The 22,489-nt window shown below is 60.0% G+C and carries 18 protein-coding genes; 7 read left to right on the top strand and 11 right to left on the bottom strand.

What is annotated here, in order from left to right; translation table 11 throughout:
* Positions 1 to 153: 153 nt before the first annotated feature.
* The 6 genes from ACI2KG_RS06170 to tri1 form a co-directional block, all read right to left on the bottom strand.
* On the bottom strand, positions 154 to 1,146 hold the full coding sequence (locus tag ACI2KG_RS06170; protein WP_331844003.1) for an RES domain-containing protein: 993 nt from the start codon (positions 1,144 to 1,146) through the stop codon (positions 154 to 156).
* A gap of 35 nt (positions 1,147 to 1,181) precedes the next feature.
* The gene (locus tag ACI2KG_RS06165) at positions 1,182 to 2,090 is read right to left on the bottom strand and encodes a sce7725 family protein (RefSeq protein WP_404661231.1); all 909 of its coding nucleotides are present in this window, start codon (positions 2,088 to 2,090) and stop codon (positions 1,182 to 1,184) included.
* Positions 2,048 to 2,938 carry a sce7726 family protein gene (locus ACI2KG_RS06160; protein ID WP_404661229.1) on the bottom strand — a complete coding sequence of 297 codons (891 nt, stop codon included), beginning with the start codon at positions 2,936 to 2,938 and terminating at the stop codon, positions 2,048 to 2,050. The genes ACI2KG_RS06165 and ACI2KG_RS06160 overlap by 43 nt, the downstream gene beginning before the upstream one ends.
* Positions 2,939 to 3,589: 651 nt before the next feature.
* Positions 3,590 to 4,594 (bottom strand): protein NO VEIN domain-containing protein, encoded by a 1,005-nt coding sequence (locus ACI2KG_RS06155; protein ID WP_404661227.1) that lies wholly within the window; start codon positions 4,592 to 4,594, stop codon positions 3,590 to 3,592.
* Positions 4,595 to 4,754: 160 nt separating this feature from the next.
* Positions 4,755 to 5,573, bottom strand: coding sequence for a hypothetical protein (locus tag ACI2KG_RS06150; protein WP_404661226.1), 819 nt, complete (start codon positions 5,571 to 5,573; stop codon positions 4,755 to 4,757).
* Positions 5,574 to 5,899: 326 nt separating this feature from the next.
* Positions 5,900 to 6,967, bottom strand: a complete 1,068-nt coding sequence (gene tri1, locus ACI2KG_RS06145) for an ADP-ribosylarginine hydrolase Tri1 (RefSeq protein ID WP_404661225.1) — start codon at positions 6,965 to 6,967, stop codon at positions 5,900 to 5,902.
* A 271-nt stretch (positions 6,968 to 7,238) separates the two neighbouring features.
* Here tri1 and ACI2KG_RS06140 point away from each other — a divergent pair, with 271 nt between their 5' ends.
* On the top strand, positions 7,239 to 8,621 hold the full coding sequence (locus ACI2KG_RS06140; RefSeq protein WP_404661224.1) for a multicopper oxidase family protein: 1,383 nt from the start codon (positions 7,239 to 7,241) through the stop codon (positions 8,619 to 8,621).
* Positions 8,621 to 9,100, top strand: a complete 480-nt coding sequence (tadA, locus tag ACI2KG_RS06135) for a tRNA adenosine(34) deaminase TadA (protein WP_404661223.1) — start codon at positions 8,621 to 8,623, stop codon at positions 9,098 to 9,100. The genes ACI2KG_RS06140 and tadA overlap by 1 nt, the downstream gene beginning before the upstream one ends.
* 125 nt (positions 9,101 to 9,225) lie before the next feature.
* Here the strand turns inward: tadA and mltF are convergent, their stop codons facing one another.
* A complete protein-coding gene (gene mltF, locus ACI2KG_RS06130) occupies positions 9,226 to 10,683 on the bottom strand; it encodes a membrane-bound lytic murein transglycosylase MltF (protein ID WP_404661222.1) in 1,458 nt (485 codons plus the stop codon).
* 585 nt (positions 10,684 to 11,268) lie between these two features.
* On the opposite strand from mltF, the gene purL reads away from it, so the two are divergent.
* Entirely contained in the window at positions 11,269 to 15,168 is a 3,900-nt protein-coding gene (gene purL / locus ACI2KG_RS06125) for a phosphoribosylformylglycinamidine synthase (RefSeq protein WP_404661221.1), read from the top strand.
* A gap of 3 nt (positions 15,169 to 15,171) precedes the next feature.
* Positions 15,172 to 15,483: an NGG1p interacting factor NIF3 gene (locus ACI2KG_RS06120; protein ID WP_404661220.1), complete on the top strand. Its 312-nt coding sequence runs from the start codon at positions 15,172 to 15,174 to the stop codon at positions 15,481 to 15,483.
* A gap of 101 nt (positions 15,484 to 15,584) precedes the next feature.
* Here the strand turns inward: ACI2KG_RS06120 and tatC are convergent, their stop codons facing one another.
* The 3 genes from tatC to tatA are packed head-to-tail and all read right to left on the bottom strand — an operon-like array spanning position 15,585 to position 16,866.
* Positions 15,585 to 16,346, bottom strand: coding sequence for a twin-arginine translocase subunit TatC (gene tatC, locus ACI2KG_RS06115; RefSeq protein ID WP_404661219.1), 762 nt, complete (start codon positions 16,344 to 16,346; stop codon positions 15,585 to 15,587).
* Positions 16,343 to 16,633, bottom strand: coding sequence for a Sec-independent protein translocase protein TatB (gene tatB, locus ACI2KG_RS06110; RefSeq protein WP_201200191.1), 291 nt, complete (start codon positions 16,631 to 16,633; stop codon positions 16,343 to 16,345). The genes tatC and tatB overlap by 4 nt, the downstream gene beginning before the upstream one ends.
* Positions 16,633 to 16,866, bottom strand: a complete 234-nt coding sequence (tatA, locus tag ACI2KG_RS06105) for a twin-arginine translocase TatA/TatE family subunit (protein ID WP_400615513.1) — start codon at positions 16,864 to 16,866, stop codon at positions 16,633 to 16,635. The genes tatB and tatA overlap by 1 nt, the downstream gene beginning before the upstream one ends.
* 146 nt (positions 16,867 to 17,012) lie before the next feature.
* On the opposite strand from tatA, the gene gspK reads away from it, so the two are divergent.
* Positions 17,013 to 17,978, top strand: coding sequence for a type II secretion system minor pseudopilin GspK (gspK, locus tag ACI2KG_RS06100; protein ID WP_404661218.1), 966 nt, complete (start codon positions 17,013 to 17,015; stop codon positions 17,976 to 17,978).
* 148 nt (positions 17,979 to 18,126) lie between these two features.
* Here gspK and ACI2KG_RS06095 read toward each other — a convergent pair whose 3' ends face one another.
* The gene (locus tag ACI2KG_RS06095; protein WP_400615518.1) at positions 18,127 to 20,202 is read right to left on the bottom strand and encodes a PhoX family protein; all 2,076 of its coding nucleotides are present in this window, start codon (positions 20,200 to 20,202) and stop codon (positions 18,127 to 18,129) included.
* 223 nt (positions 20,203 to 20,425) lie between these two features.
* On the opposite strand from ACI2KG_RS06095, the gene ACI2KG_RS06090 reads away from it, so the two are divergent.
* Together ACI2KG_RS06090 and ACI2KG_RS06085 are read left to right on the top strand one after the other, a co-directional pair.
* A complete protein-coding gene (locus tag ACI2KG_RS06090) occupies positions 20,426 to 22,066 on the top strand; it encodes a lipoprotein UxpA (RefSeq protein ID WP_404661217.1) in 1,641 nt (546 codons plus the stop codon).
* On the top strand, positions 22,063 to 22,488 hold the full coding sequence (locus tag ACI2KG_RS06085; protein WP_404661216.1) for a pilus assembly protein PilZ: 426 nt from the start codon (positions 22,063 to 22,065) through the stop codon (positions 22,486 to 22,488). Before ACI2KG_RS06090 ends, ACI2KG_RS06085 begins: the two co-directional genes overlap by 4 nt.
* The last annotated feature ends 1 nt before the right edge of the window (position 22,489 follow it).

The raw sequence follows: 22,489 nt of genomic DNA, 5'->3' as shown, positions 1-22,489 counted from the left end.
TCTTTGGATAGAGCTGCGTTTTTATAGGGCTAGAGGCTTTGCTGCTTGTTGTTTGGTTTTATTGCGTTGTTTGTGGTTATGTGTAATGGTGTGGCTGGCTAACTCCAAAAAGCCCGCAGTAGCGGGCTTTTTAGTAATTCATGCGTTTCGTGATTAGGCCTGCTCGTAATGATGAACTGTCTTGTTTACGATGTATTTTATTGGGGGTGCTGGAGTTAATGATTCTCCATCGAAGAATACATAGTTTTTGCCTTGGCCGAACGAGCTGTTAAAGACAATGCCATCAAATTTTGCTTCGCTTTTGATGAATTCGCATAAAAACTGAGTGGGGATGTAGTCCAGATTGCTGTTTTCAGGTCTGATAGGCTTAGAAAGCTCGTTGGAGAACAGTTCAAGTAGTCCAAGAAATCCTAATACAGCTGATAGTTGTTCCTCCCCGAAAGCTGAGGCGGAGCAGTGTTTTCTTGGTGTTGTCAAATCAAGGACCGACAGCTCGCGCACAGGAGTCATCTGCGCAACATATACACCGCTTGAATTGCTTGGGCGCACCTCGCTTATACAAGTAATCAGGCTGTCCGCTACATATAAATATGGAATTCCCAGCGGATTCGCTCGGCCTCCTGTCACTATCTCGCGTGGAGGGCAGCCCATCTGATTTGCATCCAAGGGTGTTTCTGATATTCGTGCCCTGAAGAAACTTTCCCTAATATCGACCGGGATTTTAAGCTGTTCTAAAAGCTGGAATAGCACACCTTCATTACTGCCGGGTGTTAATCTGCTAAATAGTGAGGAGTGTATAGTGGCCTTTGGAAAAAATCGATTTTTGTGCTTCAACTCGATCTTGAAATCTTCCCATTGATCGGTATAGCTAGCGACATCGAAATCAAACGCAAAGCGCTTTTCTGCTGTGTTGTTCCCAAAAATATCGTTAACGAGTATCTCTGTCTGTCGAATCCCGTTACTCAAAACGCCATAGGATTTTAAGACCTCAGAGAAAGGAATCCCATTTTCATCCTCGCGTAAACCGTAGGTGAATAGTTCCAGCTTGTCAGCTAGGCCAGCGGGGTCGATACAGGAAACCTGGCTCGTGCCACAGTAACTGCATCGACTTATCTCGCCCTCTGCGTTTATTTTGGCAACTATCACGGAGTCATGAAAACACTGAACGCAGCATCTAGGCATCACTCACCTCTGACGAAATCGCAAGTGGTTTCAATATGATGCTTAATTGAGTATTTTTTTACTTGACCTAGCCCAGGGAACGGATTGCCTCTTAGTGATACAAGTTCTTGAAAGCCTTGCGTTTTATTGAATATCCCAGGGTTTGCGGTGGAGAATTCCCAAAGTTTTTCAAGCGCCGATTTAAACTTGCCGCCCGGGTTGGCGGGTGAGTCATCGTTGAATGAGGAGAAATGACGAACGTACATGGCGTCAAATTCGACTCGATTAATATAGCTTAGGTGGATAGTTACCACATATGCGGGACCACCGGCCTCACTATATTCCTCGCTTAGAATTGTATAATCACCAAAACCAATGGCGTTTGAGTAGGATTTCCATTCGGTGTGTAATGATGAGTAAAAGGACTTGTCCTCGTAATCGGCATTTCGGATTTTTTTATCAAAAAAATCGCCAAATAGAACAACATTTTTCAATAAAGACAGCGCGCCGGGATGGATTTTTTCTTTGTTAACAAGAACGCAGGACGCGGAGCTAAGTTTTTCGACAAACTCTTTGTCGATACCTCCATCTATCAAAATTGCGCTGTCAGACAGGGAGAAACCAAAATCTGGTAAGATAGAGAGGTCTGCGATACTTTTTGCTTTGATACAGGGAACAAACGAGTCTCGATCTCCTGCGATTTCAAGTACGATTTTTTCGCTTTTAGAAAAGTCCCCAATGCTAGGGTTTATAATCACAAGCGGCTTGATTCCTGACTTGTGTAATGCTTCTATTGTTTTATGTAGAGGGGCAAGGTTCCCCCGTACAGGCTCAATAACAGGGCGGATGAGCTCAGGAGAAATTGTTTCTGCTAGCTCTCTCAGAGCTAGCAGTTCAAATTGCTTGCCCCGTAATATTGGGTAGTACATGTAGTGTCCTTACTAAAGGTCTTGTTTAGGTTTTCTGCCAGGCTTCGCCTGTGATCAGTTCGTAGTTTAAATCCAATTCCTGCCATCAATAAGGAACGCGGAAGAGATAGGATGAAATCTTTTTCAATCTTTCTGCTTTTTTTAAGAGTTGTGCAAAATGCTCTTCGAACATCAACAGAGGGTAATTTCTGCAAAATGTTTTCACATGCAGAAAAGATTTCTGTGTTTGGGTAATCTAAGCTTTGATCTGAAAGCGCCGATACAATATCTCGATATTCATGCACGCGAAGTGAGCGCATTAGAATTGAGATGTCCACCGGCTCTGTTGATGTCACTGCTTCTCGGATTGTCCGGAGGTTTTTTCTAGGGGTTAACTCCAGAATTCCCACGTCGCTATCGATAGAGCTCAATACTTTTGATAAGTGCGATTTCCCTACGACAACATAAACTTTGTCAAATAATTTCTTGTAGGAGGCTAGTTGCTCGGGAAGACGATCTAGATTGTCGAAGTCTGATTTTATTTCGTAGCATGTAGAACTGCCGTTTAAAATAACGCAATCGGCCTTGTTTCGGCCAACTCTGAATTCTGGCAATACAGTTGCTGTATTAAGGGAGTGCCTCCCCAAAAGCAATCGCTCGGCGACAATGTTTTTAAAAAAATACTCAGTCCTATATTCTCTTGAGAGGGCTGAGTATGAGTGTTCAAATACTTCTGCGGCCGTAAACTCTTCTCTGAGCTCACCTCTAAAATGGGTGGCAACCTTCAAAAGAAAGTCGAAATTTCCGGATGCCACTTCCGTGAGCCGTTTGCTGGAGAACAGTCTCGCTGCATCTCTTGTAGTGAACACTTTTGGACCTCTTACACCACGTCAGCGATCGTTGATCCCTTGGCTGGCATCTTTCCGACAGACGGTGCTATTTTCATTTCTACGCTAGCCAAAATACGCTGAATGCAGCACCCTGGGAGCAGAATACAGGGTGTTTCGGTCAGTGCATGATGGCCAGCACGTACCTGTGGGTAAGGATACGCCAACATGAAAGGCCGCGCACAAGCTAATGCTTGCTCAGCTCTAGAAATGGGCGGCCTAACCAGTAGCAATCCACCCTCGCTGGAGGAGGGCGGTGCTAACGAAGCCGCATGCGCCTTACCCTTACGATTCACCAGCTGGGATTGCTCTTGCTCTGTTGGGGTAAGCGGGTGAATGGGGTGGATAGATTTTCCTCGATACTCTGGACTCATGCATCTTGACGCGGGCTGCTCAACCTTCACGCTTCGCAAGCCAAGCCAAGCCAAGCCAAGCCAAGCCAAGCCAAGCCAAGCCAAGCCAAGCCAAGCCAAGCCAAGCCAAGCCAACACGTTCACTGGAAACAGGACATCGGTACCATGTCAAATTTGGGATTGCTGACATGGCATCGGGATGCTCCGGCGAGCATATTATTTAACTAGTATGGGCTCTTCATTAATATAGCGTATGGGCTATATTAGTAAGGTCAATAGACTAGCTCTCCGACTTTGGTATGAATTTTCCGATGTATACGTAAGGTTCCAGGTCGAACGCTCGCTTCAGCCCGAGAGCATCATATTCAGTTATGCTTGGGGCTTCGGAAAGTGCAGAGGTAACCATAGCAAGACGCCATGCTGGATTGGATTGTAGACCTTTCCCATACTCATTCCGAGTAATAAAGAATTGGGGGGTGGGACTGGATGTGCCTTTTACCTCGACGTGCCGCACCGATTTGCCTTTGGTAAAAACAAAGTCATACCCACAGGGTAGGTGAGTAACGCGTTCGCAGGTGTACCCTTTAGTTTTGTAATGCTCAATGACGGCGCATTCTGCTGCAAATTCCACCTTTTTCCGATGCTCTGGTGTACCGAATCCCTTTAGAGGATCGGCTGCGTCGAGTTCGGGATCGGGTAACGAGCCCTCGCTAGGGTTCTGAATAGCAAATTGGGTCATCATTTTCAGACGACTGTTGAGAAGTTTCAGTACACGAATTTTATTCTTATTGGTGTTTACGTCTGGCCCTTCTAGAAAGGAATATTTGCCCTGCCTTACGGATGGGTCCGAGAAAGGCATAGTTCGGTACTCAGGTGGAACGAAGTATGCGGTCTTACTAGAAATGCAGTACGACCAGTCATAGGCCGGGTGCGCAGCATCCCCTCGCTTCTTGATCAGGCTTTCTGGAGGATCAAGCCATTCGCCATGTAGGGTAGCATTTTCGTACCAACCGACAACATGGACGCCAGTATGCTTTGGGTTTTTTGCGAGGCAAATCACTGTCCAGCCATTTGGATCGTCGTTTGACGGTGCATACTCGCTTGCTTGGGGCGGAACATAACAATAGTAGGTTCCATCAGGCCCAGAGTTGAAGTTGAACGCCTCGTGTCCCCGTCCTTCGTTTTTTTTGCCCTTGTTTTCGTTGAGCCACCCAAAATTACCGTCGACCGGTCCGCCGCGATAGTATTCTGACCAACCAAACTTCACCCACAGGATCTTTTTCACAGACTATTCCCTTTTTCAGATTTATTCCTGTCTATCGAGCTTGATCAGCAGGCCGTCAGAGACCTGGCGGCTATCGGTTGCAGATAGGAAGCGGTGCTTCTCATGCAACAACACTGCTCCATGCGCAGGTAAACACGAAGTGCGTTACTTCGAAGATTGACTATGAGATGTCGATGGCGAGTACTCGAACCGATATTAGCTTGTTAGGGAGTCCATACTTCCCTGCGGTGTAGTCGACATTGACCAATTCGCTCGATGTCAGCGTTAGATTCGCGCCTGCGGCAAACAAGACCTCGTTCTCATGGCCGAGGTTCGTGCCTTTGCGCTTATATGCGAAGACATTGGTCCTCGGGTTGGTCGCTCTTAGTACGAACAGATCAATACGGCCTGCGTCGTATCCCTTGCCCTTATGGTCTGCGTTCCGCAGCGCAACTTGGGGGCAAAATGACGAAGATAGAGGGCGATCTGTGGTCAATCTGTCGCCCCCCGGCCACAACCCTGCATGAAAGAGGCATTGACCTTCACTAAGCACCTGCCCGATTCCTTCAATCTCTGCTGAGACCTGTGCAAAGTCGCAATTTGGGTACGACTTCTGATATCGCGACAGTGCATCAGGAGTTTTGGATGGCATAGCTTGCCGCCAATGCTTATAGGCGACACTGTTATCCAGTGCTCTGTTGATGGAATCCCCAAGGCCGTTGTCGGCACCGACGCGGCCCATGTAGGTGGCGGCGTCGTGAGCGTTCGCGACGGTCGCCTCTAATCTGACCCTTATCCACATGTGCGGATTGCCGGATGACAGCATTTCCTCAAAGGAGGGACGCCTCATTTCCCATTTCTGGTAAGGGGGGACGAACGTGTCTACAAAAGGAAGGCTCATTAAAAATCCTTTTTCAATAGTGGTTCTGAGATGCGATTCCACGTCCTTACTGATTGAGATCGGACAAGGAGAAAAGGGATACAGAATGCCATCATTCATCCCCATTATCACTTTAATGAGGCATCGAGGCGCGTGGGATCGGCACGCTTGTTGAGCCTTTCAGACGCGGGGCGATTCACCGAGGCTCAAAAATGACATTAGATGGATGCTCTCCACTAAAGGATAGTTTAATGGTGTTTTTCATGGTACTAGAATGCATCGCGTTGGTAAGTACCATGTTTTTATAGGTTTCCTGCTGTTATTTATAATAGAGTGGGAGTGATCCGGCATACGGCTGTCGCCAGTGTCAGATGACGAGGGATACACAAAGGCCCGCTTAATCGCGGGCCTTTGTCATTCTGCAGTCTGCGCCGCCGGGCGCACCATCACAGCGAGTAAAACGGGTCGCTTTCAGGCGCCTGGTCGTGCAACGCTTGGGCGAGGTCCTGGATGTGTTCGGACCACGCCACTGTCTTTACCCATTCCTCGGGCATGCCGGATACCCCGTACAAGGCTCCGGCCAGTTGCCCAGCCACGGCTGCCACACTGTCGGCGTCGTCTGCCAGGTTTGCCGCCAGAAGCACTGCGTCCCTGAAATTGTCGGTATTCCAAACCGCCCATAGCGCAGCTTCCAAGGTATCGATGACATACCCTGAGGAGCGGATCTGGTCGCGTGTTTTGTCCTTGTACTCGCCAGCATTGATGATGGTGGCACGGGGTTGCAGCGGGCGGACCCTAGGGCTGCACATTTCATCCTTGTCCGTGCCGTTTAGTGCGAGGTGCAGCTGCGCGCCCAGCAGTTCGCAACAACTCACTGCTTCGGGCGCCCGATGGGTGGCCCGGCTCTGGCTTTGGGCTTCGCGCCACGTGGATGGCAGAATGTGGCGCCTGAATATGGCGGTGGGGGCGAGCCGGATGATCGAGCCGTTGCCGGCCGTATTCGGTTCTGTGTTGCCTATCCAGTCCAGGCCTTGCCGTAGCCACCCTTCCAGGGCAAGGCGTGTAGCATTGCCGATGTCGAAACAGACACCGTTTGCGCTGTTTTCCCCACGCTTGTACCACCTGCACAAGCGGTCGAGATAGTCTGCATGGTCAAATCGCATGCAAGCCAGGTACGAGTCCGCCAGGCAAAGCGCCATGCTCGTATCATCGGTCCACTCACCTGGCTTGAGCCTGAACGGCCCGCCGCCGACCATGTCATCGACATGCTTGGCATCACGGGGCAGAAACTCCAGCGTGGTGCCTACGGCATCGCCAATGGCCAACCCCAGTAATGCACCCTTGGCTCTGTCGAGCGATTGATCGGGGGTTAATGTGCAGGCGCGCGAACTTTGCCATTGCGGGTGCACGTAGGCGCGGCCTGCTGACTCGCGTGGGGTGGGCGCTGGCAACAAGTGGTTGTACCGGTAGGCATACTCGGTAACTTCGAGGGTGGGGCTGTGCAGGTCGATCATAGAACTTCTTCTCAAGCCAACCGCCAAGCGAGCTGGCGATTGAATTGCGAGGCATTTTCTCACCTGAGGTGCCTCTGGCAATGGTGTCAATCTGATCTCATTCTTGTCGATTGGTTCCGTCACGCCTGTCGTATGGCCAACACGGTAGCCAAAGCGAGCAATGGCTGGATACTTCACTTAATATTTCCCATTTGCAGGTGTATCGTATTCGCCCTTCATCGCCAGCCACTGCTGGCAGCTTGATTGCGCAGAACACGAGGTACCCGCACCGATGTCCTTCACCCGTCGACAAATGCTCAAAGGCCTGACTGGCCTGGTTGTGGTTGGCCTGGGCGCCGGGGGCGCGGCGCGTTACTGGCTGGGCAAGGTCGAAGATGACAATGCCGGGCATGATTACGAGCTGATCGCCGCGCCCCTGGACGTCGAGCTGGTGCCGGGCTTCAAGACCGAGGCCTGGGCCTTCGGCCCCTCGGCACCGGGCACCGAGTTGCGTGTGCGCCAGGGCACCTGGTTGCGGGTGCGCTTCATCAACCACCTGCCGGTGGAAACCACCATTCACTGGCACGGCATTCGCCTGCCGCTGGAAATGGACGGCGTGCCTTATGTGTCGCAACTGCCGGTCAAGCCGGGCGAGTACTTCGATTACAAGTTCCGCGTGCCGGATGCCGGCAGCTACTGGTACCACCCGCATGTCAGCAGCTCCGAGGAGCTGGGGCGCGGCTTGGTCGGCCCGCTGATTGTCGAGGAGCGCGAGCCGACCGGCTTCCAGCATGAGCGCACGTTGAGCCTGAAGAACTGGCACGTGGACGAGCAGGGCGCCTGGCTACCTTTCAGTATCCCGCGTGAGGCCGCGCGCAACGGCACCGCAGGGCGGCTGATCACCATCAATGGTCAGCCCGACTCGGTCACCGAGTTGCCGGCCGGCCAGGTGGTGCGCGTGCGCCTGCTGAACCTGGACAACACCTGGACCTACCGCATCAACCTCAAAGGCAACTGCGAGGCGAGAATCTATGCCCTCGACGGCAACCCGGTGACGCCACGGCCGTTGGACGATGACTACTGGCTTGGCCCCGGCATGCGCATCTGCCTGGCCATCCGCATTCCCGAGGCGGGCCAGGAGATTTCCCTGCGCGACGGCTTCGTGCGCCTGGGCACCCTGCGTTCGGTAGCCAGCAACGACGCGCCGAGCGACTGGCCACCCGCGCTGCCGCCTAACCCGATCGCCGAGCCGGACCTGGAGAATGCCGAAAAGCTCAACTTCAATTTCGAGTGGTCGGCAAGCGTCTCGGTCACCCCTGACGAGAGCAAGCCATCAAGCATGTGGCAGATCAACGGCCAGGCCTGGGATATCACCGACAAGACCTGCGCCGACCGGCCGATTGCCACGTTGAAGAAGGGCAAGAGCTACATCTTCGAGCTGAAGAACATGACCCAGTACCAGCACCCGATCCACCTGCATGGCATGAGTTTCAAGGTGATCGCCTCCAACCGTCATGACATCAAGGAACCGTGGTTTACCGACACCTACCTGCTCGGCAAGAACGAACGCGCCCAGGTGGCGCTGGTGGCGGATAACCCGGGTACCTGGATGTTCCACTGCCACGTCATCGACCACATGGAAACCGGCCTGATGGCCGCGATTGCGGTGGTCTGATGCGCCCGCAGATCGTCGATCGCAGCCGCGATCAGGAATTCATGCGCCTGGCCCTGGCCTTGGCTGCCGAAGGTGCGGCGCTGGGTGAGGTGCCGGTGGGGGCGGTGCTGGTGCAACACGGGCAGGTGATCGGCCAGGGCTTCAACCGGCCGATCATCGACAGCGACCCGAGTGCGCATGCCGAGATGGTGGCGATCCGCGCGGCGGCCAAGGCGGCCAGCAACTACCGTTTGCCTGGCTGCACCCTGTACGTGACCCTGGAGCCGTGCAGCATGTGTGCGGGGCTGATCGTGCATTCGCGGGTGATGCGCGTGGTGTATGGCGCGCTGGAGCCCAAGGCGGGAATCGTGCAGAGCCAGGGGCAGTTCTTTGGCCAGGGCTTTTTGAACCATCGGGTGATGGTGGAGGGTGGGGTGCTGGCGGAGGAATGCGGGCAGATTCTGAGTGAATTCTTCAAGGCGCGTCGGGCCAAGGGCTAATCTGTGCCGGCCTCTTCGCGGGTAAACCCGCTCCCACAGGTTAAATACAGGCCTGAGAGGTGTGATATTCCTGTGGGAGCGGGTTCATCGTGGCGACGAACCGCCGCGAAGAGGCCAGAGCAGGCTTACATCGGCGGCGACTGATCCGCCGGCTTGTCCTTGTTCACCCCAGGCACATGCAGGTTGCCCTCGGCCACCTGGCCTTCAAGCTGCGGCTGGGTCACCCAGGTAAGAATGTCGTAATAACGGCGGATGTTGGCCACGAAGTGCACCGGCTCGCCGCCGCGGGCATAACCGTACTTGGTCTGCCGGTACCACTGCTTCTGCGACAGGCGCGGCAGCATCTTCTTCACGTCCAGCCACTTGTTCGGGTTGAGCTTCTCGCGCCTGGCCAGGGTGCGGGCATCTTCCAGGTGGCCACTGCCGACGTTGTAGGCCGCCAGGGCGAACCAGGTGCGGTCTGGCTCCTGGATGCTGTCGTCGAGCTCTTCCTTGATCTTCATGAAGTACTTGGCGCCGCCCTGGATGCTCTGCTTCGGGTCCAGGCGGTTGGACACGCCCATGGCCTGGGCGGTGCGCTGGGTCAGCATCATCAGGCCTCGCACGCCGGTCTTCGAGGTCACTTCCGGCTGCCACATCGACTCCTGGTAGCCGATGGCGGCCAGCAAGCGCCAGTCCACTTGCTCGACCTTGGCGTAGCTCTTGAAGTGCTTCTCGTACTTGGGCAGGCGCTGCTGCAAGTGCTGGGCGAAGGTGTAGGCGCCGACATAACCCAATACGTCGACATGGCCGTAGTAGCGGTCCTTCAGCCGCTGCAGGGTGCCGTTCTTCTGCGCCTTGTCGAGAAATTCGTTGATTTCGTTGAGCAGGCTGTTGTCTTCGCCCGCCGCCACCGCCCAGCGCTGGTCACGGGTGTCGCCGACGTCGAAGGCCACCCGCACGTTGGGGAAGTACACCTGGTTCATCGCCAGCTCGTTGGAGTCGACCAGGGTCAGGTCGATCTGGCCTTCGTCGACCATGCGCAGCAGGTCGACCACCTCGACGGCGTCGGACTCTTCATATTCCAGGCCCGGGTTCTGCTTTTTCAGCTCGGCCAGCAGGTCGGCGTGGCTGCTCCCTTTGAGTACCATGATTTTCTTGCCGACCAGGCCTTTGGCGTTGGTCGGGCGAGGGCGGCCGTTGCGGTAGATGACCTGAGGGGTCACTTCCAGGTACGGGTGCGAGTACTTGACCTGGGCCTTGCGCCGCTCGCTGCTGACCAGGCCAGCGGCGGCCAGCACCGGGCCGGAGGGCTTGCCGAGCGAGTCGTACAGCTCGTCGAGGTTGTCGGCGGTTTCGATCTGCAGCTTTACGCCAAGATCGTCGGCAAAATGCTGCACCAGCTCGTATTCGAAGCCGGTTTCGCCGTTGCGGTCCTGGAAGTAGGTGGCCGGGCTGTTGCGGGTGATCACGCGCAGCACGCCGTCCTCCTTCACGCGCTCGAGGGTGCTGGGTTTTTCAACGCAGGCACCGAGCAGCAGAAAGAGTCCGGTTGCGAGGAGCCATTTGGCGCAACGCTGGCGCAAAGCAGTGTGGGCGAACATAGGTTGCAGTATACGCAAAGGACCGGCCCAACCATATCTCGACAACTGTTAGGTTGTCTGGTAGCGGGTTGTGGGGTATGAGGTGGGTAGATGGTGGTGGGTTAGGTGGGGATTGCATCAAGGCCGCCAGGTGCCTGGCACAACATCTTCAGCGCCTGTGAGATCGAGCGCCGCCCGCGCGGCGCTTCGCGGGGCAAGCCCGCTCCCACAGTCTGTTTCGGGCCAGTCCCTCCTGTGAGCTCACCACAGTCCGCCTTGTTTGTCCCCTTTGATATCTGAGGTGGCGCAGTTGCTTTTCATCTCTCTTCAGCCATGCACCAAGGCGGGCACCGGTAATTGCACAGGACAGATTGGCCCGAAACAGACTGTGGGAGCGGGCTTGTCCCGCGAAGCGCCGCGCGGGCGGCGCTCGATCTCACAGGCGCCAGACATCTGAAGGCAGGCCCTGGCAGACATTGCAAAATCTGACCCGCAAGTCCGGTTCCGCCGCCCGGCAGCCATGGCGTAGAGCGGGTGCCGAAAGCAATCGAATTAGGCTAGAATGCACGGCCTCTAAGCACACCCCTTCCTGAGGCTGTCCCGACGATGTTGATCCTGCGCGGCGCTCCTGCCCTTTCTGCCTTTCGCCACGGTAAATTACTCGAGCAACTGAGCCAGAAAGTCTCCGCTGTTACTGGTTTGTATGCCGAATTTGCCCACTTCGCCGACGTTGAAGGCGAGCTGACCGCCGACCAGCAGCAGGTGCTGGGCCGTCTGCTCAAATACGGCCCGAGCGTGCCGGTACAGGAGCCGACCGGCCGCCTGTTCCTGGTCGTGCCGCGGCTGGGCACCATTTCGCCGTGGGCCAGCAAGGCCAGCGACATCGCCCACAACTGCGGCCTGCAGTCGATCCAGCGCCTGGAGCGCGGTATCGCCTACTACGTGGCCGGCACCCTGAGCGACGCTGACGCCGCCCTGGTCGCCGCCGAACTGCACGACCGCATGACCCAGCGCGTGCTCGGCCAGCTGGAGCAGGCCGCTGACCTGTTCAGCCACGCCCAGCCCAAGCCGATGACCTCGGTCGACATCCTGGCCGGTGGCCGCGAGGCCCTGGCCAAGGCCAACGTCGACCTGGGCCTGGCCCTGGCCGAAGACGAGATCGACTACCTGGTCAACGCCTTCCAGGGGCTCAAGCGCAACCCGAACGACATCGAACTGATGATGTTCGCCCAGGCCAACTCCGAGCACTGCCGCCACAAAATTTTCAACGCCAGTTGGGACATCGACGGCCAGGCTCAGGAAAAGAGCCTGTTCGGCATGATCAAGAACACCTACCAGATGCACAACGAAGGTGTGCTGTCTGCGTACAAGGACAACGCCTCGGTGATCGTCGGCAACGTTGCCGGCCGCTTCTTCCCGAACCCTGAAACCCGCCAGTACGGCGCGGTGCAGGAGCCGGTGCATATCCTGATGAAGGTGGAGACGCACAACCACCCGACCGCCATCGCCCCGTTCTCCGGCGCCTCCACCGGCTCCGGCGGCGAAATCCGCGACGAAGGCGCGACCGGCCGTGGCGCCAAGCCAAAGGCCGGCCTGACCGGCTTCACCGTGTCCAACCTGCGTATCCCGGGCTTCGAGCAGCCATGGGAACAGGCCTACGGCAAGCCTGAGCGCATCGTCGACGCCCTCGACATCATGATCGAGGGCCCGCTGGGCGGCGCCGCGTTCAACAACGAATTCGGTCGCCCGGCGCTGACCGGTTACTTCCGTACCTTCGAGCAGGCCATCAACACCCCGCACGGTGAAGAAGTGCGCGGTTACCACAAGCCGATCATGCTTGCTGGCGGCATGGGCAACATCCGTGAAGACCACGTGCAGAAGGGCGAGATCACTGTCGGCGCCAAGCTGATCGTGCTCGGCGGCCCGGCCATGCTGATCGGCCTGGGCGGCGGCGCCGCTTCGTCGGTAGCCACCGGTGCCAGCTCGGCAGACCTGGACTTCGCCTCGGTACAGCGCGAAAACCCGGAAATGGAGCGCCGTTGCCAGGAAGTCATCGACCGCTGCTGGCAGCTGGGCGACGCCAACCCGATCGCCTTCATCCACGACGTCGGCGCCGGTGGCATCTCCAACGCCTTCCCTGAGCTGGTCAACGACGGTGGCCGTGGTGGCCGCTTCGAACTGCGCAACGTGCCCAACGACGAGCCGGGCATGGCCCCGCACGAAATCTGGAGCAACGAATCGCAGGAGCGTTACGTGCTGGCTGTCAGCGCCGTCGACTTCGAGCGCTTCCAGGCCATCTGCGAGCGCGAGCGCTGCCCGTTCGCCGTCGTGGGCGAGGCAACCGAAGAGCCGCACCTGACCGTAAGCGACAGCCACTTCGGCAACACCCCGGTCGACATGCCACTCGACGTGCTGCTAGGCAAGCCGCCACGCATGCACCGTTCGGTGACCCGCGAAGCCGAGCTGGGCGATGATTTCGACCCAAGCGAGCTGGACCTGGACAACGCCGTGCAGCGCGTGCTCAACCACCCGGCAGTGGCCAGCAAGAGCTTCCTGATCACCATCGGTGACCGCACCATCACCGGCCTGGTTGCCCGCGATCAGATGGTCGGCCCGTGGCAGGTTCCGGTCGCCGACTGCGCCGTTACCGCCACCAGCTTCGACGTCTACACCGGCGAAGCCATGGCCATGGGCGAGCGTACCCCGCTGGCACTGCTGGACGCCCCAGCGTCCGGCCGAATGGCCATCGGCGAAACCCTGACCAACCTGGCGGCCTCGCGCATCGGCAAACTGTCCGACATCAAACTGTCGGCCAACTGGATGTCCGCTGCCGGCCACCCGGGTGAAGACGCGCGCCTGTACGACACCGTCAAGGCTGTGGGCATGGAGCTGTGCCCGGAGCTGGGCATTACCATTCCGGTCGGCAAAGACTCCATGTCGATGAAGACCAAGTGGAGCGACGAGGGCGTCGAGAAGAGCGTGACCTCGCCGATGTCGCTGATCATCACCGGCTTTGCCCCGGTCACCGACATTCGCAAGACCCTGACCCCGCAACTGCGCATGGACAAGGGCGAGACCGACCTGATCCTGATCGACCTGGGCCGTGGCAAGAACCGCATGGGCGCCTCGATCCTGGCCCAGACCTACGGCAAGATCGCTGCCCAGGCGCCGGACGTCGACGACGCCGAAGACCTGAAAGCGTTCTTCGCAGTTATCCAGGGCCTGAACGAAGATGGCCACCTGCTGGCCTACCACGACCGTTCCGACGGCGGCCTGCTGACCACCGTGCTGGAAATGGCCTTCGCTGGCCACTGCGGCCTCGACCTGCAACTCGACCCGCTGACCGACAGCAAGGCCGACGTGGCTGCCATCCTCTTCAACGAAGAGTTGGGTGCAGTCATCCAGGTGCGTCAGGACGCCACCCCGGACGTACTGGCACAGTTCAGCGCCGCAGGCCTGGGCGAAGAGTGCGTCGCGGTGATCGGCAAGCCGGTCAACAACGCTGAAGTGTCCATCAGCCTGAACGGCGAAGTGCTGTTCGACGACGACCGTCGCATGCTGCAGCGCCAGTGGGCCGAGACCAGCTACCAGGTTCAACGTCTGCGTGACAACGCCGACTGCGCCGACCAGGAATTCGACCTGCTGCTCGAGGAAGACAACCCGGGTCTGTCGGTGAAGCTCGGCTTCGACGTCAACGACGACATCGCCGCCCCGTACATCAAGAAGGGTATACGCCCGCAAGTGGCCATCCTGCGCGAGCAGGGCGTCAACGGCCAGGTCGAGATGGCGGCTGCCTTCGACCGCGCGGGCTTCGCGGCCATCGACGTGCACATGAGCGACATCCTCGCGGGCCGTGTCGACTTCGAAGCCTTCAAGGGCCTGGTCGCCTGCGGTGGTTTCTCCTACGGTGACGTACTGGGTGCCGGTGAAGGCTGGGCCAAGTCGGCGCTGTTCAACGGCCGCGCCCGCGATGCATTCCAGGCCTTCTTCGAGCGTACCGACAGCTTCGCCCTGGGCGTGTGCAACGGTTGCCAGATGATGTCCAACCTGCACGAGCTGATCCCGGGCACCGAGCACTGGCCGCACTTCGTGCGCAACCGCTCGGAGCAGTTCGAGGCGCGCGTGGCCATGGTTGAAGTGCAGAAGTCCAACTCGGTCTTCCTGCAGGGCATGGCCGGTTCGCGCATGCCGATCGCCATCGCCCACGGTGAAGGCCATGCCGAGTTCGCCAGCGAAGAAGCACTGCTGGCAGCGGACCTGTCCGGTTGCGTGGCCCTGCGCTACGTCGACAACCATGGCAAGGTCACCGAAGCTTACCCGGCCAACCCGAACGGCTCGCCGCGTGGTATCACCGGCCTGACCAGCCGTGACGGCCGTGTAACCATCATGATGCCGCACCCGGAGCGTATGTTCCGCGCCGTGCAGAACTCCTGGCGCCCGGACGAGTGGCAGGAAGATGCTGCGCTGATGCGTATGTTCCGCAACGCACGGGTGTGGGTGAACTAAGGCGTGTACAAGCTCGCCTTCTTCGTCCCCGGCAGCCATGTCGACGTGGTCAAGGCCGCTGTGTTCGCCGCTGGTGGCGGGCGCATCGGTGACTATGACCACTGCGCCTGGCAAACCCTGGGCCATGGCCAGTTCCGCCCGCTGGACGGCAGCCAGCCGTTCCTCGGGCAAACCGGGCAGGTCGAGGTGGTGGAAGAGTGGAAGGTGGAGCTGGTGGTGGCTGACGAGCTGGTAGCCCAGGTCGTCGCTGCGCTCAAGCAGAGCCACCCGTACGAGACGCCAGCCTATGAAGTCTGGCGGCTCGCCGAGTTCTAGACCGCATCAAGGCCATCGCCGGCAAGCCAGCTCCACAGGGTTATCACCATTTTCAGTCCCTGTGATATCCCTGTGGGAGCTGGCTTGCCGGCGATAGGGCCCTACAACCCAGCCACAATCTCCTTGCCCGGCCCCGGCCGCTTCAACATCCCACACGCCAGCAACCCCACCTCGAACAGCACCCACATCGGCACCGCCAGCATCGTCTGCGAAAACACATCCGGCGGCGTCAGAATCATCCCCACCACAAAGCACCCGACGATCACGTAGGGCCTGCTGCGCCGCAACGTGGCCACATCGGCCAACCCCACCCAAACCACGATAAACGTCGCCACCGGGATTTCGAACGCCAGCCCGAACGCCAGAAACAGCGCCAGGATAAAGTCCAGGTACTGGCTGATGTCGGTCATCATCGCCACGCCGTCTGGCGTCACGCTGGCAAAGAAGCCGAACATCATCGGGAACACCAAAAAGAACGCGAAGGCCATGCCGGCATAGAACAGCACAATGCTCGACACCAAGAGCGGCAAGGCAATGCGCCGTTCACGGCGGTACAGCCCCGGCGCCAGAAAGCCCCAGGCCTGGTGCAGCAGCAGCGGCATGGCGACGAACACGGCGCACATTGCGGTCAACTTGAACGGTGTAAGGAACGGCGAAGTGACGCTGGTGGCGATCATGCTTGTGCCTTCCGGCAAGAAGCGCCGCAGCGGCTCGGAAATCAGCGTGTACAGCGTCTGGGCAAACGGGAACAGGCCGGCGAATACCAGCGCCACCAAGCCCAGGCAACGCACCAGGCGCTTGCGCAGGTCGCGCAGGTGTTCGGTCAGCGGCATGTTCGCTGCCGGGTCCATGGTAATACTCATGAGGCGTTTTCCTTGGGCACGGCGACCGTGGCCGCATCATTGGCCGGTTCTGCGTGCAGGCTGATGCCCTGGCGAATCTCCTGCTCCAGGCGCTGCAACGGTGCGCTGTCGAGGTTGGGCATTTCGATTTCGCGCTCAACCTGTGTGCGCAAGGCGTGCATGGCCCGGCGCGCCTGGCCCAGGCCACGGCCGAGGGTGCGCGCTGCCACCGGCAGGCGCTCCGGGCCCAGCACCAGCAATGCGACGATGCCGACCAGCAGCAACTCGCTGAAACCTACCTCGAACATCAGGCCTGACGGTCCGCTTGTGGCTGCTGCGTAGCCTGGCCGGTCAGCGGAGCATCCTGTTGCACCTGCGCGTGGCCAGGTGCGTTGGCGTCAGTGTCGCCGCCCATGGACTTGCGAAAACCCTGGATTGCCTCGCCCACATCGCTACCCAGGCCTTTGAGGCGCTTGGTACCAAACAGCAGGAATACGATCAGCAGTACGATCACCAGTTGCCAGATTCCAATGCCACCCATTGCGACCACTCCTGTAAGGTCATGAAAAGGAAGGGCAATCCTGCCTCGCCCAGATGACGTGAACATGACGGACGGGGCATTGCCATCTACCTGCAACACACCGCGTGTTGACTGGCGTCTTTATTGCGCGAGCGAGGCACGCACGGATGGCTGGCAGGCAACAGCAGGGCGCGGCCCTGCTGATGGTGATGGTGGTGCTGGCAATGCTGGCGGCGGGCATGGCCTGGCTGGTAGAAGACGGCCGGCGCCAGGTCGATGAAGTGCGCCTGCTACACCAGCGGGTACAGGCGCGGGCCATGGAACAAGCCGGCCTGGCCTATGCCAAGCAGGCCCTGCGTGACCCCGCCTGGCGGCTGAGCCCGCTGTTCTGGCAAGCGCTGCGCGGGCAGCCACTGAATTACGACTTTGGCGCCGGCCAGGCGCAGTTGCGGGTGCGCGACCAGCACACCTGCTTCAACGTCAATGCACTGCTCGGCGCCGATGGCGAGCGCGCAGAGCACCAGTTGCGCTACCTGTTGGGCGATGACATGGCTGCCCAACGCCTGGTCGACGCCTTGGCTGACTGGCTCGATGCGGACAGCGATGCGCGCCTGCAGGGCGCCGAAAGCGCCCAGTACCTACGCCAGCAGCCACCCAGGCTGGCGGCCAACCAGCCGATGCTCGACACCAGCGAACTGAACCTGTTGCTGGAGCAGGATGCCAGCCGCCAGGCGCGTTACCCGATGCTGTGTGCGTTGCCGCAGACCACCGGCTGGCGGCTGAATGCCAACGCCCTGGGGTTGGAGCACCTGCCGTTGCTGGAAGCCCTGTACGAGGGGCGATATCCACGGTCCTTGCTCAGCCGCATCGTCAGTGGCCGGCCGGCGTCGGGGTACGTGGATGCGGCCGCACTGCGGCAGGCGCTGGGGGCGGTGGATGACGAAACATTCGAACGGCTGAGCGAAGGCTTGCTGCTCAACAGCGGGTATTTTCTGTTGCAGCTGTCGTTTGCGGAAGAGGGGCGGGTGATACGCAGCGAGTTCCAGGTGGAGGCGCTGGGGGTGGTGCAATGGCATGCCCGGGTGCCGGCGCAGCAAGTGCGGGTGCGCAGCCGCGAGCCGATAGTCTGGTAAGGCTTGAGCTAGCCGGGGCTGCTTTGCAGCCCAATCGCCGGAAAGCCAGCTCCCACAGGTACTGCACAAGGCTTGAGGCTTGCACCGTCCCTGTGGGAGCTGGCTTGCCGGCGATTAGGCCGCAAAGCGGCCCCCGTACACCGCGCTATCAGACGGTCCCGATTTCCCCGCCATCAATCCGTTGAATCACCACCGTCGAAGCCCGCGGCCGCACCGTGGCCCCCGCCGGCGTCACATCGGTAGCCTTGTCGGTATATGGCCAGTTCCCCGGGTGCTGGATGTTGACGAACAGCGTCTTGTTGTCCGGGGTAAAGCTGATTCCGGTCACTTCGCAGTCATTCGGGCCGACAAAAAAGCGCCGCAGGTCCACCTGGTTCTGCGCGTTTACCGGCACCTGCTTGCCGCTGGCATCCACCAGGTCGGTAGGGATTACCGCCAGCAACTGGTCGTTGGTGTAGTCGGTCAAGGTGGTCTCGCCGTTGTCGGTCTCGAACCACAGCACACCACGGCTATCGAAGCTCATGCCATCCGGGCTGGCGAACTGGTTCAGTTCGGTCAGGCCGGAACGGTTGATGTCGGCGGTACCGGCAGCGTTGGCGCCGAACACGAAGATGTCCCAGGTGAAGCTCAGCTGGTCGTCGCTGTCGTGCCAGCGAATGATGTGGCCATGGCGGTTCGGGCCACGCGGGTTGGCGGCATCGACCTTTTCCGGGGTACGCGCACTGTTGTTGGTCAGGGTCAGGTACACATCACCGTTCAGCGGGTTGACCGTGGTCCATTCCGGGCGGTCCATCGGCGTGGCGCCCACGGCATCGCCAGCACCCCGGGTGTTGAGGATGATGCCCGGCAGGTCGCCGTACAGCGCACCCAGGGTGCTACCGCCGGTGGTGGCGGTGGCCACGTCCAACAGCAGCCAGACGCCGGTACCGTCTGCGTTGAAGCGGGCCACGTACAGTTTGCCCTGGTCCAGGTACTTGGCACCGGTGGCCAGGCGGTCGGCCGGGGTGGCGTCGGCGGCATCCCACACGGCGGTGGACACCCACTTGTACAAGTACTCGTTGTTCGAGTCGTCACCCATGTACCACACCAGCGGCTTGCCGGGGACCGGCAGGCCCGGGGCGCAACCTTCGTGGCGGAAGCGCCCCAGCGCAGTGCGCTTGGTGGCCAGGGTGCTGCTGTTGTACGGGTCGATCTCGACGATGTAGCCGTAGGTGCTGGCTTCGTTGCGGTAATCGTCGGTGGCGCTGGCGCCCTTCACGGTCACGTCGAAGCGGGCGAACTCGTCGGCTACTTCGGTGCTGTCACCGGCAGCGCTTTCCCACTTGTACTGGCCGCTGGAAGTGCCCACGCCGATGCGGCGCTGGTCTTCAGGGCGGGTACCCTTGTTAACGAAGATCCCCGGCCAGTTCTCTTCGCAGGTCAGGTAGGTGCCCCACGGGGTGTAGCCGTTGCCGCAGTTGTTGTTGGTGCCACGGCAGTGGGTGCCGGCGGTGGAGTACTTGGTCTTGACGTGGTCGGTGCCACGCAGCGGGCCCGTGATTTCCATGCGCGAAGCGGTGGTGAAGCGGCGGTTCAGCGGGTCGTTGTCGACCACCTGCCAGCGGCCGTTGACTTTCTGCAGGCGCACCACGCCAGCGCCGTGGGCGTTGATTTCCTTGCGCACTTCTTCAACCGGGCGCTTGCCGTTGACATCGGTGGTCGGGCCGGCCGGGTGCAGGGCAGCGGCGTCGATGTATTCGAAGTTGATCGCCAGCAGGCCGTCTTCCGAGCTGCCGTTGATCGGGAAGAAGTGCATGCCGTCATGGTGCATGCCCATGGCGTTGGCCTGGTCGGTCGAGGTGTTGCTGCCATCGGATTTCCACGGGTTGCCGTTGCTGTTCAGCGGCGTACCCCAAGGTGCCAGCACATACGCACTGTAGCCGGCGGCAACCACGCAGGCGTCGGTCCGCGAGCCAGGGATGGACTGGAAGCCCAGCGCCAGTTTCGGCACTTCTGGTTCGGTGACTGGCGGCTCGGTTACCGGTGGTTCGGTGACCGGATCATCGTGATCGGACCCACCGCCGTCGAAGCAGCCTGTCAGGCCGGTGCCGGCGATCATGGCGATGGCGGCGCCCAGGCTGCCGCGCATCACGCTGCGGCGGCTCAGGTAGGCGTCCATGACCGTGGCCATCGGCAGGTTGCCGCTTGGGTTGCGGTCCAGGTTGTCGCCGGTATCTCGACTCATCAGGGTGTCCTTATGTTGGCTGAGTTGGAAGAACCGCGACTTTAAGGCGCAAGTGTGATGATTCCTTGGCAGAAATGTTAACGAGCTTTTAAAACTGCCGGTTCTTAGATTTGTGCCGAACAGATCAATTTGGAATTGCTGTCGGATTTCTGCCATCAAACTGTAATGCCAACGCCGCAACATCCGGGGCCCTGAATGAGTGTGGAAAAGGATGGCGGGTGCGATGGCGAGCAGTGTGCACAGGCGCGAAGTGATTGGCTGGATGGGCGTCGGGGCCTTGGCGCCGCTGCTTGGCGCCTGCTCCGCATTCCCCGGCCAGCCAGGTGGCAATGCCAGCCTCGACCTGCTGTACGTGGCCGACACGCTCGATGCCCGCCAGCCTGGCCAGGCCGTGGTGCCGGCAACCCGCCTGGGGCCGGTCAGCCACCTGGGCCGCGCGCCGTGGATGACCGGCAGCAGTGCCAGCATTGCCTACCCGCAACTGGCGCCGCTGCTTGACGCCAGCCAGGCTGCTGCTGCCCAACTGGGCGGCTATGCGGTGCTGGCGGCACTGCTGGAGCAACTGCGTGGCGAGGCCGGTGCGGGCAACAGCCTGACCCTGGAAAACGGCCAGGGCTGGAACGGCAGTGGCCTGGCCTACCTGACCCAGGGCGAAAGCGGTGTGCAGGGCAGCCAGTTGCTGGGCATCGAAGCGCGGGTCAGCAGCGATGAACGCGTGCTGTGGCCGCAACGCAGCCCGGGCCTCTACCGTCAGGCCAGCGCCATTACCCTGGGCGCCGGCCTGGGGGAACAACAGCGCCAGGCATTGGGCCTGGAAAGCCTGCATATCTACGAGCGTGGTGGCGCGCGGATTGCGTTGGTCGGCGTGACCGACCCCTACGCGCAAGACCAGAAAGCCTCTCTCAAACAGTGGTACCAGTCGCTACAGCCGGTGTTCGAGCAGGCCCGGCGTGAAGCCGACCTGGTGGTGGCCATGGCCGATGTCGGCACGGGGCCCGGGTTGTGGCTGGCTGAACGGGTGCCGCAAATCGATGTGCTGCTGTGCGCCCGTGGCCAGGACCTGTGGCCGGCGCCGGTCGAGGTCACCCAGGCCAGCGGCCGCCGTGTACCGGTACTGTTCGCGGGTTGCCGCGGCAGTGGCGCCTTCCGCCTGCGTTGCCAGCGGGTGGCCGGGCTGTGGCAGTTTGACGGGCGTTTTTTCCCCGCTTTCGAGCAACAACTGGCACCTGCGGCGCAGCTACGTGTCGCGCCGCTACAGGCACAACTGCGCCAGCAACGCGCCGGTCACGCCGCCTGGCTCGACCAACCGTTGGCCCGCGCACCCCAGGCCTTGTGGCGCCGCGACACCCGCGGCGGCAGCTGGGACCGCCTGCTGCATCAAGCCTTGGCCGATGACGGCAGCATGCCTGTGCTGCTGCCTGGCCTGCGCTATGACTACCCGCTGCCGGCGGGGGCCTCCATTACCCGCGAGCACCTGATCAGCCTTACCGGTGGTTACCCGGCGCCAGTGGTCGAGGCCCCGGCCCGGCAGGTCGAACAAGTGCTGGAGAACGCCGCCGAGCAACTGTTTGGCGACCCGCTGCTGCTGGACAACAGCCAGGACCTGCCACGTTGGCAGGGCCAGGCCTGGCGCGTCAGCTACAGCCCGCAAGGCAAGCGCATCGCCGGGCTGGAACCGGTGCAGGGCCTGTGCCGCACCTTCGGCCTGCAATTCGAGGCCCAGGCGGGCGAGCCGCTGTGGCAACGGCTGGAAGCCTGGCTCGGCCGGCAGAAAGCCGACTGGCAACTGGCGCCGCTGCAGCTGCCAGAAGTGCGTTACGTGCAGGGCCACCCGGGCTGGCACCCACGGCAGCTGGCGTCGTGAGGCTCGCCTCGCGCTTGCTCACCGGCGCTGGCCTGACCCTGGCCGGCTGGCTCGCTGCCCAGTGTGCGCTGCAACTGAGCCGCCAGCCACAGCCCGCCACCGCGCCTGCCGCTGCCGACAGCCCGCTGCCTGGGCTGATGGTCGGCCACTGGCAAGCGCCCATCGACGACGGCGCCATCGCCGTTACCCGCCTGCCGCTGCACTACCTTGGCGGCCTCAGGGCCCAGCCGCTGGCCTCCAGCGTGGTGGTGCTGCGCTATGGCGAACAGGTGCGCACTCTGGCCCGTGGCCAGCGCCTGGCGCCCGGGATCGTGCTGCAGGACATCGACAGCGATGGCCTGATCTTCAACAACCAGGGGCGGCGTGAGCGCCTGCCCTGGCCGCCACGCCCTGCCGTGACCGGCTTCAAGCGGCAAGGATGAA

It is taken from the genome of Pseudomonas sp. NPDC089407 (assembly GCF_044900445.1).
In the GTDB taxonomy this organism is placed as follows: domain Bacteria; phylum Pseudomonadota; class Gammaproteobacteria; order Pseudomonadales; family Pseudomonadaceae; genus Aquipseudomonas.
The sequence above is the reverse complement of the archived record's forward strand: the minus strand, read 5'-3'. Positions and strand labels throughout refer to the sequence as shown.